Consider the following 15,349-nt stretch of genomic DNA (forward strand, 5'->3'; position numbering starts at 1 on the left):
AAGGCGATGTGCTGACCGGGTCAAACGGAAAAATGCGCCAAGGCGGGATTTTTTTCTGCACGGCAGTACAGTGGATTGTTCTTGCCAGGCTCCGTTATTTTTCAAAGCCTTAAATTGCCTATCTCAGGAAAAACCAGACCAAAAACCAGCTCCAGAATTTCCCCCAATTTGATCCTGCGCAAAGCGATACCCCGCGATAAGGGACAAATGGGAGTCATGAAACAGATTGATCGCCTCGCAGCGCTTGGGCTTTTTGACAGCCGCGTGCCCCGCTACACTTCTTACCCGACAGCCCCGGTATTCAGCCCATCTGTTGGGCTGGCCTCACAGGGGCGACAATTGGCAGATCTGGACCCGCAGGTCCCGGTCTCGGTCTATATTCACATCCCCTTTTGTGAACGCCTGTGCTGGTTCTGCGCCTGCCGCACCCAGGGCACCCAATCGCTAAGCCCAGTTGAAAGCTATATCGGCACCCTGGAGGCCGAGCTGGCCCTGCTGGCCAAAACCTTGCCTCAGGGGCTGCAAATGGGACGCCTGCATTGGGGCGGCGGCACGCCAACGATTCTGCCGCCTGCCCTGATCCACAGATTGGCCCACGCGGTCAAACGGGTCTTCCCGCAGACACCGGACTGGGAATTTTCTGTGGAAATCGATCCAACGCTGGTGGACCGGGACAAGATCGCCGCCCTGGCTGCGGAAGGCATGAACCGGGCCAGTATCGGGATTCAGGATTTTGACCCTCTGGTGCAGGAGGCCATCGGCCGCATGCAGCCCTATGAGGCAACTCTGGCCTGTGTCGAAGACCTCCGCGCCGCTGGCATCACCTCTCTCAACGCTGATCTGGTCTATGGGCTGCCGCATCAGACCCCGGCGCGTATGGCCGATACTCTGGAGAAGGTTCTGAGCCTCAAGCCTGACCGCATAGCCCTATTTGGCTATGCCCATGTGCCCTGGGTCGCCAAACGCCAACAACTGATTAACGAGGCCACTCTGCCGGATGATCCGGCGCGCTATGCGCTGGCCGTACAATCCGCCACGGCCTTTGCGGAGGCCGGATTTGACGCCATTGGCATCGACCATTTTGCCCTGCCTCAGGATCGCCTGTCGCAGGCCGCCCGCACCGGCCATCTACGGCGCAATTTCCAGGGCTATACCGATGACACCTACCCTGCCCTGATCGGCATTGGCGCCTCGTCGATCTCGCGCTTTCCTGGTGGCTATGTTCAAAACGCCGCCGCCACTCCTGCCTATGTCAAACAGATCGAGTCCGGGCAACTGGCGGGCTCCCGCGGCCACGAGATGACCGATGAAGATCTGATGCGCGCCCGCGCCATCGAGATGATCATGTGTGATTTCACTTTGGACCGAACCGCCTTGCGCCAGCAATTCGGAGAGCTGACAGCAGGTCTGGACGCCGATCTGGACCGAGTCATGGCACGTTTTGGCGAATTGGTCAGCCTGAGCGTCGACAGGTTGGAGATCCCGCGCGAGGCTCGCCCGCTGACCCGGATCATTGCCAGCCTGTTCGATGCCCATATGCCTGCGGATGCCAAGTTCAGCCGGGCCTCCTAAGGCACAAGACCGCTTCTTAAAACAGGTAAGGCCCGGGTCTACGCCCGGGCCTTTTGCACTGCGTCAGTCGCCTGCGAAGAAAAGCAGGTTAGGAGGTCGCATCATCCACGACAGGCTGCCAGACGAAGTCATTCATGCTCATCCATTCCTTGACCACTTCCTCCACAGGGCGGCCCTCGACGTCGATTGAGCCCATCATGGGTTGCTGATCTTCGATGTGCAGCGTGTAGGTGAACAGGATTTCAAAAGCCGCTGGCCATTTCTCGGCCAACTGCCCCCAGCCAGCCTTCATCACCCGCGCGCTTTCAAAACCGCAGTCATTGACTGCATTGGGGTTGGGCCCCCAGGAGGGATCAGTGAAACAGGCGGGCTCGGCGGCGGGCAGTTGCACAAATTTCAGATCATATTCCATCATCGCCCAATGTGGCTGCCAGAAGGTGGCCAGGATCGGGCTGTTGCTTTCAACCGCCTCGCGCAGGGCGTCCGTCAAAGCGGCTTCATCTGCAGCTGGCGTAGTGGCAAAGGGCAGCCCCAAGCCTTCAACGCGATCCGCGCCAGGGCTGCTCCAGACCTCGGGGTAGCCCAGCAGACGGCCCTGGTCGCCAGTCTCAGCTGTCGCAAAGACCCCGGCACAGTCGCGCAGGGCTTCCCAGTTGGGCAGGCCTGGGCAAAGATCAGCAACATGGGCCGGGTAGACCAGCCCTTCCTGCGCATAGAGCTCCAGATCACCCAAATCGGTGGTGCTGCCGCTGGCCATGTATTCGGCCACTTCTTCGGTCTGGCTGGTGGACCAGATTTCAACATTGGCATGAATTTCGCCTGCCGCCATCGCAGCCCAGACGTCCTGGTTTGTGGCGCCAACATATTCCACCTGATAGCCGGCGGCCTTCAACATTTCCCCGGCCACATAGGTGCTGACCTGATGCCCTGTCCAGTCATTCAACGCGAGGCGGATGGGCGTATCCACATCCCCCAATTCGGCGGCCCCGGCCATACCGGCAACAAAAGTAGAGGCGCCAAGGGCCGTCAGAAAAGTCGATTTCAACACTGTAGTTTCCTTCATTTACTGCCAGGGGCCATACTGAAAGGAAACCAAGCCCGCTTCGCCATCAACCGACGGTGAAACGCCTCCCTCCTAGCCCTGACTGGCTGAGTTACCTGAAAACTATGAGCAGTCAGCGGTTAATCAAATCCAAACTCAAAGGGGGCTTGAGCCGGGCTACAGAGGAAAGTTGGGATGAGTTTTATGTGCTTCTTACGAACTTGTCGCAAAAGTCAAAAAAAGGGACGGATCTTTCAATCCGCCCCTTCATCGAGACAAATGCCCTGGGACAGAGGCAATAATCAGAAACCGCGTGTGGTTCCATGCGGCGCATAGATTGCGGCCACTTTTTTGACCGCTTCTTCCGGGCTCAGTTCTTCGCTGTCGCCAGTGCGGCGGCAGGTCAGCTCGACCACGCCGTTTTTCAAGCCGCGCGGGCCAACGGTGATGCGCCAGGGCAGACCAATCAGATCCATAGTCGCAAACTTGCCGCCCGCGCGCTCTTTGCGGTCATCATAAAGCGGCTCCAGGCCCAGCGCGGTCAGCGCAGCATAAAGCTGGTTGCAAGCCGCATCGGCCTCGTCATCGCCCTGCTTGAGGTTGACGATCCCACAATGGAAGGGGGTGACGCCCTCGGGCCAGATGATGCCCTTGTCGTCGTGGCTGGCCTCGATGATGGCGCCCAACAGACGCGAGACACCAATGCCGTGCGAGCCCATATGGACTGGCGTTGGTTTGCCATCCGGCCCCTGCACGGTTGCGTTCAATGCGTCGGAATATTTGGTGCCAAAATAGAAGATCTGGCCTACCTCGATGCCGCGTGCAACCCGGCGGCGCACTTCGGGCACTTCATTGAACAATGCCTCATCATGGGTCTCATCGGTGCGGGCATATTTCGAGGTGAACTCCTCCAGCACGCCCTGGCACTGTTCGACGCTGTCATAATCGATCTCGCGGTCGCCAAAGGTGAGATCGGTCACCGCGCTATCATAGAAAACCTCGGATTCACCGGTCTCGGCCAGCACCAGGAACTCATGCGTGTAGTCACCACCAATGGGACCACCATCGGCCCGCATTGGAATGGCCTGCAACCCCATGCGCTCGTAGGTGCGCAGATAGGTCACCAGATGGCGGTTATAGGCGTGCAGCGCGTCCTCTTTGGTGAGGTCGAAGTTATAGCCGTCCTTCATGTAGAATTCACGCCCCCGCATCACGCCAAAGCGCGGGCGGATCTCGTCACGGAATTTCCACTGGATCTGATACATGGTCAGCGGCAGATCCTTATAGCTGCTGACATGGGCGCGGAAAATATCGGTGATCAGCTCTTCGGCCGTAGGGGTGAAAAGCATATCGCGGCCGTGGCGGTCCTCGACCCGGAGCATCTCCTGGCCATAGTCGTCATAACGACCGGACTCACGCCACAGATCGGCCGACTGGATGGTAGGCATCAGCATAGGCATATGACCCGCGCGCTGCTGCTCCTCATGCACGATGCCTTCCAGCTTCTTCAACACTTTGAAGCCGAGCGGCAACCAGGAGTAAATCCCAGCGGAGGATTGCTTGATCATGCCGGCGCGCAGCATGTAGCGGTGGCTGACGATCTGGGCCTCAGAGGGGTTCTCTTTCAGAACAGGCAGGAAGTAACGGGACAGGCGCATCGGAGATCCTAGGCTGAAGGGTTCGGGTAGGTCGAATTCCTGCCCGGTTTAGTGGCTGCAAGAGAGCTGAGCAAGGGGAGAGATCCCACCCCCTCTCCAACAAAGGCTGACATTTGCCCTGCGCGCCGCATCATCGGCACTGGCAGAATATGCCAAGACCGCTAAGTGCCTGACAACCCCGATCAGGGATTGTGGCAAGCACAGTGCTTCAGGAACAGTCCTTTGATCAATGGATCAAGAAAGCGAAGCGCCTGATGTCTTCAAACAACAGCCAGCCCCCCGCGCCCAGCGCCACACTCAGGCCCGCAACTGAGAGAGCAGATCAGCTTTTCGGAACGGCTTGGTCAAAAAACCGTTCATGCCAGCGGCAAAGCATTTCTTGGCATCACTGGGTTGAGCATTGGCGGTCAAGGCCACAATCCTGCATTCCGGGTTCTGGCTTTTCTTCTCGTACTCCCGGATCAATCGGGTGGCCTCTAACCCTCCGAGCACCGGCATCGCCAGATCCATGAGGATCAGATCCCAGCCCCCCTGTTTGTAGGTCTCAAGAGCCTGTTGGCCATCGGAGGCAAAATGCAGGGCTGCTCCAGTAGATCCCAGCATCTTTTTCACCACCAGCTGATTGGTTTTATTGTCTTCAGCCACCAGGATCCTCATCCGCTTCAGTGTCTCATAATCCTGTTGTGGTGCGGGCTTTGCCGGTGATGCCGCCTTTGCTTGACCATCTGACCTTGCCCCCCTGCGCAGAGGAACAACCTCGGAAGCCGTTGACCTGGGCAGGTTCAGATGCACCGTGAATGTTGAGCCCACATCAATCTGAGAGGAGACCTCCACCTGTCCCCCCATGCGCTCAACCAGTGCCTGGGTAATCGCCAACCCCAGCCCCGTGCCCTCGACCTCGCGGGTTGCGGTGCTGTCCACCTTAACGAAGGCAGAAAAAACAGACTCCAAACGGCTTTCGTCGATACCCGCTCCGGAATCGGCTACCGCCAGACGAATAGGAAAACCCGGATCATCTGGGTGATACGACAGGCTCAGCTCCACCTGCCCCCGTTCCGTGAACTTGATCGCATTGCCAACAAGGTTGAGCAATATCTGGCGCAGCTTGCCTGCGTCGCCCACAAAGCTATCCGGCACATCCTCCGGGATCTGCGTGTGCAACTCCACGCCTTTGAAAGCGGCATTCGCCCATAAGAGATCCCCAACCCCCTGCACCAGCCCGTGCAAAGAAAACGGGGCCAGGTGCAGATCTATCTTTTCAGCCTGGATGGTCGAGAAATCCAAAATGTCATTGATGATTTTCAACAGGTCTTCTGCCGAGCTGTGAACGGTTGCTGCAAACTGCTGCTGCTGTTCGTCCAGCTCGGTCTCTAGCATCAGTTCACACATTCCCAGAATCCCGTTCATCGGCGTTCTGATCTCGTGGCTCATATTGGCTAGAAACCGCTCCTTGGCACGGTTTGCCTCTTCTGCCTTGTCCCGCGCAATCTTGGCAAGTTCCAGAGCCATATCCAGCTCACGCGCCGAGGTAATATCCGCAATTGTTCCGACAAGATGGGTCAGCGTTCCCGCTGCATCAAAAACAGGCTTCATCGTTGTCCGCAGGTAGCGCGTGTTCTGCACTCTGGGGATGGTGATTTCATATGAGGTTTCTTCTGCGGCTTCGATCACGCCCAATTGCAGCGCCAAGGCCCGATCTCCAATCACCCCACCAAATAGCTCTTTTGGGGTTTTGCCAAGATAGGCTTCTCGCGACAGTCCCGAAATCTCCCGCGCAGCGGAATTGGTCATCACGTAACGCGGCAGGCCGTCTTTGCCGACCTCCATCACTATGATCGCCACATCTATGGCCTCATAGATCTCAAACTGGCTGTGCGTTCCGTCTAGAACCACTGGCTATTCCCATAAAACCTGAGCCACCAAACAACGGTAAACTTGCATTTCCCCATTGTGCATATTGTTTGGCACTTCACAAATCCTAGTTCCGTTTCCCGCTTCCCTGTCCAAAACCGCCAACCCTGTCGCAAAATAACTTGAATGATCATACAAGAATCTGCTTGTTAGCGGAAACGCTCCTGGTACAGGGGGCAAAAATCGTCTTTGGGGAGAAAGACATGACCAAGACCATTCAGGAACCCGCCCGCGACATTCCGGTCATCCATGAAACCGAAGTGCTGGTTGTGGGCTCTGGCCCCGGCGGGCTGGCGGCGGCTCTGGCGGCAGCCCGCGCGGGCGTTGCGGTGACGCTGCTGGATCGCTTTGGCTGTTTTGGCGGCAATATCACCACAGTGGGTGTCGAGGGCTTTGCTTGGTATCGCCACGAGAAAACCGTTGAGGCCGGTGGGATCGGCTGGGAGTTTGAAGAGCGCGCCAAGGCTATGGGTGCTGCGGTGCCGGAAAGCCAGTCCCTGTCCTATGAGCTGGACAGCGAGGGTTTCAAGCTGGTGGCAGACCGATTGGTCGAAGAGGCGGGCATCCATCCGATGCTGCACCGGGTTTTTGTGGCCCCAATCCGCGAGGGCAACCGGATCACTGGTATCATCGTCGAGAGTAAGGCCGGGCGCGAAGCCATTCTGGCCAAACGGGTGATTGACGCCACAGGGGACGCCGATATTGCGCAGATGATGGGGGCCCCAACGATCAAAACACCGGTGGAGGAGATGCAGGCCGCCAGCGTCATGTTCCACATCGCAGGCGTCGACAAACAGAAGTTCATGGAGGGGATCAAGGCAGACCCACAGACCTATGCGGACTGGTCGACTGGCGAATGGCAGGTTGAAACCTCTGGCAAGGAAGACGCGATGTATTCGCCCTTTCTGGCCAAACCCTTTGGCCAGGCGATCCGCGACGGGGTGATCCCGGCACATCTCAACACCATCGGCGGCACCTGGGGCGCTGTGCATGACAGTGGCGAGATGACCTACATGAACCTGGTGCATCTGGCCGGCATCGACGGCACCGACCCCGACAGCATGACGCGCGGTGAAATCGAGGGGCGTGCTCAGGCGATGCAGGCGATCAAGGCGCTGAACGCCTATACGCCCGGCTGCGAGGCGGCGCGGCTGCGCAATTTTGGCATGACCATCGGCATCCGCGACACCCGCAAGATCGACGCCTTTCACAACATCACCGAGGATGAGACCCGCAATCAGGGCCGCTTTGAGGATAGCATCGGCATCTATCCCGAATTCATCGACGGCTATGGCATCCTGATCCTGCCCACCACCGGGCGCTACATGCAGATCCCCTATCGCTGCATGTTGCCCAAGGGCGTCGAAGGCCTGCTGGTCACCGGCCGTGCGATCGGCGGCGACAAGGTCGCCCATGCCGCCACCCGCAACATGGCCTGTTGCGCCGTCGCCGGACAGGGCGCAGGCATCGCGGCGGCGCTCTCGATCAAATCTGCCTGCGCGTTGGATGCGGTCGACATTTCTGCAGTGCAAAGCGAGCTGAAACGCCAGGGCGTGAGGATCCACTGATGCAGAGCATTCCCACCATTGACCTCTCGCCCCTGCGCGACCCGGAGCATGCCGATCACGCCAGCACCATTGCGGCCATTCTGGATGCCTGCACCGATATCGGTTTTCTGTCGATCACCGGCACCGGAATCGCGCCGCAAACCGTTGATCAAGTGCGCCAAACCTGCCGCGAGATTTTTTCCATTGAGGAAAGCTCCAAATGGCAACAGGCCATCACGCGCGACAATTATCGCGGCTATATCCCGATGGGCTTTTTCACCCCCAATGACGGCTCCGGCACAGCTGACAAATACGAAGGCTACAAACTGCATCACGAAGTCACCAGCGAAGATCCGATCCGCCAGGACTGTGCACTCTATGGTCCCAACCTTTGGCCGGTCGAAGTCCCCCAGGCAGGAAAGGTCATTTTGCGGTACTGGCAAGAGCTGGACGGCGTGGCGGATCTCTTGCTTGCCGCCCTGGAACGCGGGCTGGGCCTCACCCCCGACAGCCTGCGCCAGGCGTTTCGCAAGCCGCTGACCAATATGTCTTTGCTGCACTACCCACCGCAGGCCCCGGACGAGCCGGGCTTTGGCATTCATCCGCACAAAGACACCGATGCGCTGACCATCATCGCCCCAGATCCGGTTGGCGGGCTGGAGGTGCAGACTCGCGATGGCAACTGGATCACCCCGAACTGCCCGCCCGGCGGCTTTGTGGTCAACATTGGTGATATGCTCGAGCTCTGGTCCGGTGGGCGCCTGGTGTCCACCCCGCACCGGGTGGTGAACAAAAGCGGCAAGGAGCGCTACTCCTTCCCTTATTTTGCCGTGCCCCGCCATGACGTGGTGGTACAGCCGCTGCTGCCCGCCCTGCCCGGTTTTGAGCGCCCCTCGGTGCATTGTGGCCATTGGTCCGCAGAGATCTGGCGCACCAATTGGCCAGATGAAGAGGCCCGCGACGAGACCCCAGAATTGGGCACCCTACACCCGAGCTAAACCACCACGCCCCCCCAGCGCCAAGCGGGATCAGTGCCCGAATTTCTGTGCAAAAAACGGCTGAGATCCCGAACAGGGGTCGCAGAGCTCTTGCATGGCGCGGAACCTTGGGCGATGACTGAGCCAAGATCGCAGGGATTGATCCTCAGAAAAGGCAGCGCAGTCATGGCCCTTCCGGCAAAAAAGCAGTTCAAGTACTGGGGCATAGCAGCCCTGGTCTTTTCCGTTGTGATGTGGTCGCTGGGGGATGTCTTGCTGCCCTTTGTCTTGGGGGCCGCCATTGCCTATCTGATTGATCCCATCGCTGACCGGCTGGAGACCATGGGGCTAAGCCGCACCGCCGCAACCGGGCTGATTGTGGTGCTTGCTGTTCTGGTGTTCCTGCTGGGGCTGTTGATTGTGCTTCCAACCCTGATCAACCAGTTGATAGATCTCACAGAAACCCTGCCCAAAGCCTTTCGCGATCTGCGGGCCTTTGCGCAGACCCATTTCCCCTCGATCTTTACCGAAGGCAGCCGGGCGCAACAAACCATTGCCTCGATCGCCGGCACCCTTCAGGGCAAAGGGATCGAACTGATCGAAGGCATTGCGGGATCTGCAGCTTCTCTCCTCAATGTTCTGGTATTGCTCGTTATTGTTCCCGTGGTGTCTGTCTATTTCCTGCTGGATTGGGATCGGATGATCGCCCGCGTAGATGAGCTGTTGCCGCGGGACCATGCGCCGGTCATCCGCCGCCTGATGGCACAGATTGATGCGGTTCTGGCCTCGTTTATCCGCGGCATGGGAACCGTCTGCCTGATCTTGGGCAGCTACTATGCGGTCTCTTTGATGATTGTCGGCCTCAACTTTGGCCTGGCCGTGGGCTTTATCGCCGGCTTGGTCACCTTTATCCCCTACCTTGGCGCACTGATCGGCGGCGCTCTGGCCATTGGCCTGGCGCTGTTTCAATTCTGGGGCGACTGGTGGTCCATCGGCATGGTTGGCGCCATCTTTGCCATCGGCCAGATGATCGAGGGCAACTATCTAACGCCCAAGCTGGTGGGCAACTCCGTCGGATTGCACCCCGTTTGGCTGCTGCTGGCGCTGTCGATCTTTGGGGCCCTGTTTGGCTTTGTCGGCATGTTGATTGCGGTTCCCCTTGCGGCCGCCCTCGGAGTGGTTGCGCGTTTCCTCGTAGAACAGTATCTCGACAGCCGATTGTACCGGGGGTTTGAACACCCGGCATCGCAGCAACAAGACGAGCACTAAATGGCCCAGCAACTTAGCTTTGATCTGCCCGCCAAAACGGCCCTGGGGCGGGATGATTTCTTTGTCGCCCCTTCCAATGCCATGGCAGTGGCTCTGCTGGATCCAGCCTTCCACTGGCCCAGCGGCAAGTTGGTGCTGACAGGTCCGGCTGGAGCCGGCAAAACCCATTTGGCCCATGTCTGGGCCAGCCAGTCCGGTGCCCGGATCATCCAGGCCAGCAGCCTTACAGAGGATATGGTTCCAGACCTGGCACAGGGCCCTATCGTGGTCGAAGATGTACCCGCAATCGCGGGCAATGCTGAGGGCCAGAACGCCCTGTTTCATTTGCACAATCTGGTGCTCTCCAATGGTCACGCGCTGATGCTGACAGGGCGGGCAGCCCCCAATCTCTGGCAGCTTTCACTGCCGGATCTGCAAAGCCGGGTGCAGGCCGCAACCCACGCCGAGCTCCAAGCGCCAGATGATGCCCTGCTCGCCGTGGTGCTGGCAAAACTTTTTAACGACCGGCAGGTCACCCCCAAACCTGATGTGATCCCCTATCTTGTGGCGCATATGGACCGCTCCTTTGCGGCTGCGGCCTGCATCGTTGATCAGCTCGACAATCTGGCCCTATCCGAGGGGCGCACCCTGTCGCGCCCTCTGGCGGTCAGACTAATGTCACAAGATCTCCCAACTGATCTGCCAGAAGAAACCAAAAATGTCGCAACTGCTGGCGATTGACCCAGCCGCAGGCATGACCCATCGTGACCCCAGAAACACCGAACGCATGAGGCGCCCATGACCGCAGCCAAAGACAGCCCGGCCCCGGATTGGGGGCCCTTTGGTCGCCCCGTGTTTGACGACCCCAGCGCGCGCGCCCTGTCGCGGGTGGGTGTTGTAGATGTCGGGTCGAACTCGGTTCGGATGGTGATCTTTGACGGCGCGGCGCGCAGCCCAGCCTATTTCTACAACGAAAAGATCATGTGCGCCCTGGGCGCGGGTCTGTCCGAAACCGGCACCCTCAACCCCAAAGGCCGGGAACGGGCACTGTCAGCCCTGCGCCGGTTCCAGCACCTGGCCGAGGGCATGGGCCTGCCGGGCCTGTCGGTGGTGGCCACGGCTGCGGTGCGCGACGCTTCTGATGGGGCAGATTTCTGCGCAGAGGTCCTGCGTGAAACCGGATTGAAGATCTGGGTCATTGATGGGCGCGAAGAAGCACGGCTGTCGGCGCAGGGCGTCCTGCTGGGCTGGCCCGGCTCCTATGGTCTGGTCTGCGATATTGGCGGCTCCTCGATGGAGCTGGCCGAAATCCACGAGGGCGAAGTTGGCAAACGCGTGACCTCCTCGCTTGGTCCCTTAAAGCTGCGCGATATCAAAGGCGGGCGCCGCGGACGCAAGGCACATATTACATCGGTGATGAAAGACCTAAGCGCCAAGATGGGGCAACAGACGGACCGTCTGTTTCTGGTCGGCGGCAGCTGGCGGGCCATTGCTCGGGTGGACATGATGCGCCGGGGCTATCCGCTACGGGTTCTGCATGAATACCGCATGACCGCCAAAGATGTTCGCGAGACGCTGAAATACATCGATGCCACCGATATCGAAGAGCTAAGGCTGGCCTGCGGCATCTCCAGTGCCCGGATGTCACTTGTGCCCTATGCCATCGATGTGTTGTCGCGCCTGGTCAAAACCTTCAAGCCCAAAGACATCGCCGTCTCCAGTTATGGCATTCGCGAAGGCCTGCTCTATGAGCAGATGCCGCAGCGGCTGCGTGATCGGGATCCGCTGATCGAATCCTGCCGCTTTGCTGAAGCCAAAGACGCCCGCCTGCCCGGCTTTGGCAAGACGCTTTATGATTTTGTCATTCCCCTGTTCAAATCCGGCCCTGAGACCAAAAAACGCCTGATCAAGGCCGCCTGCCTGCTGCATGACGTCAGCTGGCGTGCTCATCCTGACTACCGTGCCGAGGTCTGTTTTGACAACGCAACCCGCGCCAATCTGGGCGGGCTCAAACATTCGGAGCGCATTTTCCTGGGCCTTGCCCTGCTGCATCGCTACCGCAACAAGCGGCAAGGCACCGCCTTTGAGTATCTCTATGACCTCTTGGATGAAAAGGGCCAGAAAGAAGCCGAAATCCTGGGCAAGGCCATGCGTTTTGGCGCCATGCTGATGGTCAGCGAACAGGGCGACATCGGGCGGCTGAAATGGCAGCCGCGCAAACGTCACCTCTGCCTGGAATTGCCCCACGCCTCTGAAGATCTGTTTGGCGAAGTGGCCGAGGGGCGGCTGAACTCCCTCGCCGATGCGCTAGAGGCCGAAGTCAGCGTAAAAATCCGCAAATAGCCAGGATGAGGTCCGCATGCCAGGCATCACTGCCCCGATCAGAGATCAGTTGATCCGTCCTCTGTTTCTGGCGCAGTCTCGCTCTCGGGCGCATCAGGTTTTCGGCGGATGATGATATCACCATTGGGCAGGATCTCAGGCGCCTCATAGCGGCTCCAGTCCTCGACCTTCTCGGCGATATCAGCCAGCGCTGGCCCCATCTCGGCAAGGAAGCTCTGCATTGAGGGACCGATCTTCTCCATCAGCCCTTCCAGCTCTTGCAACGACGGCGCCATCTCTTCGCGCAGCCCCTTCCAAAACAGCTCGGCCCCGCGCTCCATCAGACTGGAGCCCCCCTCCTCGCTGTCCTGGGCGGCAAGAGGGGCAGCAATCAATGTACAGGCAACAAGGGCGGGCGCAAAAATATGTTTCATGAGGGTCATATACTCTTTCTGCGTAAGGATTTTAAGTCAGCTGGAGATCCAGCGAGACAGGAAAATGATCCGAAGCCGCAAGCAACGCCTCTCTAAGGGGGATGTCATCATAGCATTCGGCATCTTCGAACGGGTGCCAGATCCGCCAGGACGGCGCATGGGCCTCTAGCCCCTGCGAGATCATGATATAGTCGAGAAGGGCCCGAAAATAGCGTTTGGTTTCCGGATTGTAAAAGCGGGAAGTCGAGGGCAGCACCGGCTCTCGCGGCTTCAGCAAGTTCTGCGCGTGAGGGTCTCGCAGCTCGGTGCCCATGACGATCTCGACCGAGGATTTGCCAAACAGGCGCTCATATTCGTCCAGCCCCGGGCCATCGTTAAGATCACCCATGACAATGATATTGTCGCCGCTCTCCACATGCTCCTTGATCCGCCGATGCAGCCAGATCGCCTGGGCCAGTTGCTTACGTCGGTTAGCGATGGAGACCTGAGCCACTTCCTCGGCCGTTTTCGCCCCATGCGGCGCCTTGGATTTCAGATGTGCCCCGATCAAACGCAGCACGGTTCCCCCCTTAGTGGTTGCATGCAGCTCGAGCGGTGGTTTGGAAAAGCGCACGAGGTCCATACGGTCGTCAACATCCAGATCAATTTGAAAGCTGTCGTCAAACCGTGGGGCGCGTTGGCTGGACTTTGGATCCGCTTCGACGTTCATCACCGCAGGATCATAGAGCAGTGCAATCTCCTGATGGGTGTCCGTGGCAAATCCGGAAACAGCGGTATCTGTGCGCAGGCCAGCCTCGGCGGCGAACCGTTCCAGGGCTCGGGTGCAGCGCTGCTTGCGCCCGGTATTTGGCGCCTCGACCACCATCACCGCATCCGCATCCAGCCGCTGCAGCACTTGAGCAATGGCCTGGCCTTGGGTGTATCGGTCGATGCCATAGCGCCCCGAGGGCTTGTCATCGAGCATCAGATTATCCGCATCATCAAACAGATGCGCGAACCATTCGATATTATAGGTGACCAGGCGCATGCTTTGTACATCCGTTGATCTGATCCCAGGCGCGGTTGATATCAATCATGCGTTTTTCCGCCAGCCGCACCGCCTCTTCCGGCACGCCGCGCCCGATCATGGCATCCGGATGGGTGTCCCGCACCAGCTGGCGCCAATGTTTGCGAATTTTCTCATGTGGCATATCGGGCGACACGCCCAGCACCGTATAGGGGTCTTTGGGCGCATCCGGGACAAACCGCGCCCTTAGCGCCTGAAACTGCTCTGGGGTTTGACCAAAGATCCGGCTCACATCTTCCAGAAACTCGTTTTCGCCGGGATGATAAAACCCATCCGCCATGGCAATATGAAACAGCCCCTCCATCAAATCGCAAAGCGTGGTGGAATCTGTGGCAAACATGCGTTGGATCCGCGCCGCATAGTCCTGATAGCCGGCAATATCTGTTCGAGCCATGTCAAAGACCCGCGCCGCGCCGGCCTCATCGTTCTGGGCAATCTGAAACACCTCGCGAAAGGCGGTGACTTCATCGCGGGTCACCTGCCCGTCGGCCTTGGCCATTTTGGCCCCCAGGGCAATCACCGCAATGGCAAAGGCAACCGAGCGCTCAGGTGGGGCGCGCAGGCGATCAAAGACATCTGAAAGGCTTTCCCCCTGCCCCAGGGCAGCGAGCGCATCGGATATTCTGGACCAAAGAGACATCTCAAAATCCTAGCCGTTAAAACTTCACGTGTCATGGTCCCGCCGATCAGCGGGCCCAGATGATTGCGGCAAGCGGCAGATCCCTGCCGATCATGCCTTTGACCTAGCCTAGGCTGCGGCGCCCGTGCGGCGTGTCAAATTCAGCGGCAAACCCAGCTGGCCCCTGTTCGAAAAGCAGTCGCGCATCGCTCATTGGCACCAGCTGCTGCAGCGCCTCTGCCTGCGGGTGCGAAATCACCAATTGACGCAGCGCGCAGCCCTGTTGCAGCAGCCGGGGCGCGGGATGGGGCGAATGCCATTCAATCAACGCTGGAAACAGATTGTCGTAAGGCAGGATGCCATCTGCAGGCACCGCCATATCCCATTTCAGATCCCCCCGGGTCAGCGGCACCAGCCCGCCTGCCTGAACGGGCAGCCGGGCCAAATGCCCCGGCAGATCCGTACACCGGCAAATCCAATTGCTGATCCGCGGCCCACCGGAAAAGCGGTCCAGATCAAACCAGCGGGGCTGGCGCTGCGGCTCCGCTGCGGGGTCAATGGCAATGGCCTCAAGGTAAAGCCCATCTGCCAAAGCCAAAAGACGGTTATGTGTCGCAAAGACCGCGTGCTGCCCCCCCGGCTGCATAGGCACCCCCAAGGCCTCTTCGACGTGAGCACAGGCCTCTTCCAGCGTCTCTCCCGCCACAGCCAGATGATCCAGTTCCATCGCTTTCTCCCGTTTGCGGCCACCCTAGAGGGTACTTGGCGACATTCAAGGCAAAAGCCCAAGCAGCTGTACCCAGCCACTCAGCCAATCCCATCTTCATCTTTGGGAAACCATGACGGCCGAAACCTGGCGAAATCAGGCGGATTTCATGGGCAATATCAGCAGCATTTTAACCACCCAGACAAACGCTAGGAAGTTGTTAACGACCCTCGAATTTAACGGTTCC

At 59.0% G+C, this 15,349-nt stretch carries 13 protein-coding genes; 6 read left to right on the top strand and 7 right to left on the bottom strand.

The genetic code is table 11. The features are described from left to right. Positions 1–216 precede the first annotated feature (216 nt). Positions 217–1,572, top strand: a complete 1,356-nt coding sequence (hemN, locus tag AN476_RS11075; protein WP_054461649.1) for an oxygen-independent coproporphyrinogen III oxidase — start codon at positions 217–219, stop codon at positions 1,570–1,572. An 88-nt stretch (positions 1,573–1,660) separates the two neighbouring features. Here hemN and AN476_RS11080 read toward each other — a convergent pair whose 3' ends face one another. From AN476_RS11080 to AN476_RS11090, 3 genes are all read right to left on the bottom strand, one after another. Then, complete coding sequence (locus AN476_RS11080; RefSeq protein WP_253279886.1) at positions 1,661–2,620, bottom strand: ABC transporter substrate-binding protein; 960 nt, start codon at positions 2,618–2,620, stop codon at positions 1,661–1,663. Between the two features lie 296 nt (positions 2,621–2,916). Then, entirely contained in the window at positions 2,917–4,272 is a 1,356-nt protein-coding gene (proS, locus tag AN476_RS11085; protein WP_054461650.1) for a proline--tRNA ligase, read from the bottom strand. A gap of 297 nt (positions 4,273–4,569) precedes the next feature. Further along, a complete protein-coding gene (locus AN476_RS11090) occupies positions 4,570–6,165 on the bottom strand; it encodes an ATP-binding protein (RefSeq protein ID WP_054461651.1) in 1,596 nt (531 codons plus the stop codon). A 221-nt stretch (positions 6,166–6,386) separates the two neighbouring features. On the opposite strand from AN476_RS11090, the gene AN476_RS11095 reads away from it, so the two are divergent. The 5 genes from AN476_RS11095 (at position 6,387) to AN476_RS11115 (ending at position 12,298) form a co-directional block, all read left to right on the top strand. Further along, a complete protein-coding gene (locus AN476_RS11095; protein ID WP_054461652.1) occupies positions 6,387–7,751 on the top strand; it encodes an FAD-dependent oxidoreductase in 1,365 nt (454 codons plus the stop codon). Further along, positions 7,751–8,728: an isopenicillin N synthase family oxygenase gene (locus tag AN476_RS11100; protein ID WP_054461653.1), complete on the top strand. Its 978-nt coding sequence runs from the start codon at positions 7,751–7,753 to the stop codon at positions 8,726–8,728. Before AN476_RS11095 ends, AN476_RS11100 begins: the two co-directional genes overlap by 1 nt. 165 nt (positions 8,729–8,893) lie before the next feature. Further along, positions 8,894–9,976 carry an AI-2E family transporter gene (locus tag AN476_RS11105; RefSeq protein WP_054461654.1) on the top strand — a complete coding sequence of 361 codons (1,083 nt, stop codon included), beginning with the start codon at positions 8,894–8,896 and terminating at the stop codon, positions 9,974–9,976. Further along, entirely contained in the window at positions 9,977–10,696 is a 720-nt protein-coding gene (locus tag AN476_RS11110) for a DnaA ATPase domain-containing protein (protein WP_054461655.1), read from the top strand. Between the two features lie 57 nt (positions 10,697–10,753). Further along, positions 10,754–12,298 carry a Ppx/GppA family phosphatase gene (locus AN476_RS11115; RefSeq protein ID WP_054461656.1) on the top strand — a complete coding sequence of 515 codons (1,545 nt, stop codon included), beginning with the start codon at positions 10,754–10,756 and terminating at the stop codon, positions 12,296–12,298. Between the two features lie 38 nt (positions 12,299–12,336). On the opposite strand, the gene AN476_RS11120 is transcribed toward AN476_RS11115, so the two are convergent. From AN476_RS11120 to AN476_RS11135, 4 genes are all read right to left on the bottom strand, one after another. Further along, on the bottom strand, positions 12,337–12,711 hold the full coding sequence (locus AN476_RS11120; protein ID WP_054461754.1) for a hypothetical protein: 375 nt from the start codon (positions 12,709–12,711) through the stop codon (positions 12,337–12,339). 31 nt (positions 12,712–12,742) lie between these two features. Further along, the gene (locus AN476_RS11125) at positions 12,743–13,738 is read right to left on the bottom strand and encodes an endonuclease/exonuclease/phosphatase family protein (RefSeq protein ID WP_054461657.1); all 996 of its coding nucleotides are present in this window, start codon (positions 13,736–13,738) and stop codon (positions 12,743–12,745) included. Continuing rightward, complete coding sequence (locus AN476_RS11130; protein WP_054461658.1) at positions 13,719–14,417, bottom strand: molecular chaperone DjiA; 699 nt, start codon at positions 14,415–14,417, stop codon at positions 13,719–13,721. Before AN476_RS11130 ends, AN476_RS11125 begins: the two co-directional genes overlap by 20 nt. Before the next feature lie 103 nt (positions 14,418–14,520). Continuing rightward, positions 14,521–15,123, bottom strand: coding sequence for a VOC family protein (locus AN476_RS11135; protein WP_054461659.1), 603 nt, complete (start codon positions 15,121–15,123; stop codon positions 14,521–14,523). Positions 15,124–15,349: the final 226 nt, after the last annotated feature.

The sequence above is a fragment of the Phaeobacter sp. 11ANDIMAR09 genome (assembly GCF_001294455.1).
Classification (GTDB): domain Bacteria; phylum Pseudomonadota; class Alphaproteobacteria; order Rhodobacterales; family Rhodobacteraceae; genus Pseudophaeobacter.